The sequence below is a fragment of the Pseudomonas sp. GM49 genome, assembly GCF_000282355.1.
Classification (GTDB): domain Bacteria; phylum Pseudomonadota; class Gammaproteobacteria; order Pseudomonadales; family Pseudomonadaceae; genus Aquipseudomonas.
In genome coordinates this window covers 1-3935 of the sequence record NZ_AKJL01000310.1, presented here as the reverse complement: position 1 = coordinate 3935, position 3935 = coordinate 1, and the positions used below count along the sequence as shown (strand labels likewise).

At 62.5% G+C, this 3935-nt stretch carries 1 protein-coding gene and 2 pseudogenes; all 3 read left to right on the top strand.

Annotated elements, in window-relative coordinates; genetic code table 11:
* Nucleotides 1-328: 328 nt before the first annotated feature.
* A complete protein-coding gene (locus PMI29_RS02100; RefSeq protein ID WP_008003831.1) occupies nucleotides 329-1651 on the top strand; it encodes a hypothetical protein in 1323 nt (440 codons plus the stop codon).
* 15 nt (nucleotides 1652-1666) lie between these two features.
* Nucleotides 1667-2434: pseudogene (locus tag PMI29_RS33230) on the top strand (cache domain-containing protein); the annotation flags it as partial.
* A gap of 372 nt (nucleotides 2435-2806) precedes the next feature.
* Nucleotides 2807-3832: pseudogene (locus tag PMI29_RS33225) on the top strand (methyl-accepting chemotaxis protein); the annotation flags it as partial.
* Nucleotides 3833-3935: the final 103 nt, after the last annotated feature.

The following is a 3935-nucleotide window of genomic DNA, read 5'->3' as shown; positions in this document are numbered from 1 at the left end:
GAAGGACAGCAAGCCGATGAGGGGCAAACGCAGCGAAGTGAACATAAGAAAACGCCCTTGAAAATCCACGCGCTCGCCGGCAGGCGAACGCCAACACCAAAAAATGCCGAGGCCAGGGTGCTTCGACAGCTTGGTAGGGATTGTCGGTGGTCGCCGGCCGGCAGGTTTTGCCCTGCGTGCCAGTTATGTTGGCGGGGCTGCCAAACCGGACAATCTGGCATGCACAACCAACTAATTGGCAAACAGGGAAAAGGGCAAACAAAAGCCGCGACTTAGTATCCGGGCAGACCGCAAACCTGCGCTCAAGAACAAGAACGGATGCCACACCATGCTCAAGTCCCCCTTGCTTCGTCTCTCGACGCTCGCGCTGATGATCAGCGCCGGCCAGGCCAATGCCTATGAGCTGTACGCCGATGATGACAGCCATCTGAACGCCACCCTCGAAGCCGCGTTCGGCATTTTCCACAGCCAGGAAAACTACGCCCTGTCCGGCCGTCTCGACGAAGGTTCCTCGTCGTGGCGCGAGGGCTACATCAAATACGGTTTGAGTTTCGACAAGGGCCTGGGCGGTGCGGGCACGGCTTACGGCGCGGGCAACCTGCTCAGCTCCGGCACCTGGGGCGACGGCGACGCCGCCGGTTTCAGCGATGGCTCGGAACGCACCACAAAGTTCGAAGACGCCTACCTCGGCTGGCGTTCGGCCGATCTGTTCAGCGCCTTGGGCAAGGACGGTGTGGACCTGTCCTTCGGCCGCCAGAACATCGTGGTCGGTGATGGCTTCCTGATCAACGGCGACGCCCTGAACATGGGCAAGGGCCTGGCCGACGGCGAGTTCAACCGTGGCGGCGCCTACTACCTGGCCGCTCGCAAAGCCTTCGACGAAACCGCCGTATTGCGCCTGGGCGGCAAGGAAGGCTGGCGCAGCGACCTGATGTGGCTCAAGTCCGACAACCGCGCCCAGGCCAAGACCGAAATGTACGTCGGCACCCTGGAGCATGTGGCCGAGGCCGGCACGGTGGGCCTGACCTACATCAAGACCACCGACATCGACGAACAGTACGCCTCTCCAATCCAGCTCGAACGCGACGGCATGAAGACCTACAGCCTGCGTGCCACAGGCAATGCCGGAGTGAAAGACCTGTTCCTGTCCGGTGAATACGCCAAGCAGGACAAACCCCACGCCGCCACCGAAGACGCCTGGTACCTGGAAGCCGGCTGGACCTTCTCCGACGCGATCTGGACCCCGAACGTCAGCTACCGCTACAGCCGCTTCTCGGAAGGCTACGACACCTTGTTCTACGGCATGAGCCGTGGTTATGGCACCTGGTTCCAGGGTGAAGTGGCGGGCAACTACGCCGGGCCGTTCAACAGCAACTCGCGGATTCAGAACGTCGGGCTGAAAGTCTCGCCACTGGAAAACCTGAACCTGGGCGCGCTGTACTTCAACTTCGACACCATCGATCGCAGCCTGGGCAATACCGACGGCCACGAAGTCGACCTGTATGCCGAATGGCACGTCAACGACCACCTGACCGTGATGCCGCTGGTGGGCATCTACCAGCCGGACAAGAGCGCCGAAAATGGCGGCACGCAACTGGGCAACAACGACCGGAACGTCTACGCCCAACTGCTGTTCGTCACCGGTTTCTAACCTCGGCCGTGGGCAATGACGGCGTCATTGCCCACGTGGAAAAAGGTATTTCCAATGCACAAGAAGCTCCTGACGATCCAGAGCAAGATCGCCCTCCTTGCCGGGCTCTGCCTGTTGCTGGTCGTCGGCCTGCTGATGGGCTTGTCGCTCTATCAGACCCACAAGAGCAGCCAGCAGGTTGCGCAAGCCAGTGGTGACATGCTCGCCAATGCGGCCAGGGAACACATGCAGGCCCTGGGCAAAGTGCAGGCCATGCAAGTGCAACGCACCTTCATGCAGACCCACGAATACGGCCAGGGGTTATCGCGCTACCTGTTGTACCTGCGACAGCTGCAACAACAGGGCAGCCTGACCCGCCAGCAACTGCGCAGCGAGCTGAGCACCCAGCTTCACCAGGCCCTTATCGACAAGCCCGACCTGCTCGGGCTTTATGTCATTTTCGAACCCGGTGGACTCGACGGCGACGACGCCGCTTTCGCCCACCAGGCGGACATTGGCAGCAACGAAACCGGGCGCTTCGCCCTGTATTGGGTGCAGAGCAAACCCGGCGAACTGCAAGCGGTGATCGGCGACGAAGGCCTGCTCGCCAACACCGAGCCGGGGCCGAGCGGTGCGCCCTACAACGCCTTCTATACCTGCGCCCGCGACACCCGTCAGGCCTGTGTGCTCGAGCCTTATTTCGACGAAGCATCCGGCAGCCGCAAACTGGTGACCAGCGTGGCCTTCCCGCTGCTGGAAAACGGCAAGGTGATCGCCGTGGTCGGGCTCGACATCAACCTCGCCGCCCTGCAACAGAACAGCCAGGCCAGCGCCCGTCAGTTGTTCGAGGGCAACGGTCAGATCAGCATCGTCAGCCCGCGCGGGGTGATCTCCGCCAACAGCCAGGACGTCAGCCGCCTCGGCCAGCCGGTGGACAGCGCCGAGGTGATGGACGCCTTGCGCCAGGGCGAACCCAAAGTGTTTGTCGACGCCCGGCAGATCAAGGTGCTAGAGCCGCTGTCACCGATTGTCGGCGCCGCGCCATGGGGCGTGCTGGTCGGCGTGCCGCAAGATGTCTTGCTGGCGCCGGTGACCACCTTGCAAAAGGAACTCGATGCCCAAGGCGAGCAAAGCACCGCGCTGGAATTGCTCCTCGGTGGCGGTTCGGCCCTGCTCGGCCTGCTGTTGATCGGGTACACGGCGCTGCGCATTACCCGGCCGCTGCAAGTGCTGACCCGCGTGATGGAGGATATCTCCCTCGGCGAAGGCGACCTGACCCGGCGCCTGCAGGTGCAATCGCGGGATGAAATCGGTCAACTGGCGACCGCCTTCAACCGCTTTATCGAACGCATCCACCAGTCGATGCGCGAGGTGTCCTCGGCGGCCCTCGGCGTCAATGAAGGGGCGCGGCGCGTGCTGAATGCATCGAACGCTTCGCTGAGCAATTTCGACGATCAATCCACCCGCACCAGTAGCGTGGCGGCGGCGATCAACCAGTTGGGCGCGGCCGCCCAGGAGATCGCCCACAACGCCAGCGATGCCTCGCACCAGGCGTCCAGTGCCCGGCAACAGGCCGAGGACGGACGCCAGGTGGTGCAACGCACGATCGAGGTGATGAACGAACTGTCGGGCAAGATCAGTACCTCGTGCGCCAACATCGAAGTGCTCAACGACAAGACCGTGAACATCGGGCAGATCCTCGAAGTGATCAAGGGCATCTCCCAGCAGACCAACCTGCTGGCGCTCAACGCGGCCATTGAAGCGGCGCGGGCCGGTGAAGCGGGTCGTGGCTTTGCGGTAGTGGCGGACGAAGTGCGCAGCCTGGCCGGCCGCACCCAGGCCTCGGCGCTGGAGATCCAGCAGATGATCGAGGAGCTGCAAGTGGGCGCACGCGAATCAGTCACCACCATGACCGAGAGCCAGCGCCACAGCGAAGAAAGCGTCACCATCGCCAACCTCGCCGGCTCCCGCCTGGGCAGCGTGACCCAGCGCATCGGCGAGATCGACAACGTCAACCAGTCCGTCGCCGCTGCCACGGAAGAACAGACGGCGGTGGTCGAAGCCCTTAACGTCGACATCACCCGGATCAACAGCCTGAACCAGCAAGGGGTGGAGAATTTGCAAGCGACGTTGCGGGCTTGTACCGAGCTGGAGCAACAGGCCGGGCGGTTGAATCAGTTGGTGGGGAGTTTTCGTATCTGAGATTTTTGTTGTCTGACACTCCGCCATCGCGAGCAGGCTCGCTCCCACAGTGATTTGTGGTGTACGCAAATATTGCACTCACCGCAGAACCCTGTGGGAGCGG

Bases quoted from the DNA above. Each gene is read 5' to 3' on its own strand.
- PMI29_RS02100 (WP_008003831.1), top strand. From the start codon at position 329: ATGCTCAAGTCCCCCTTGCTTCGTCTCTCGACGCTCGCGCTGATGATC.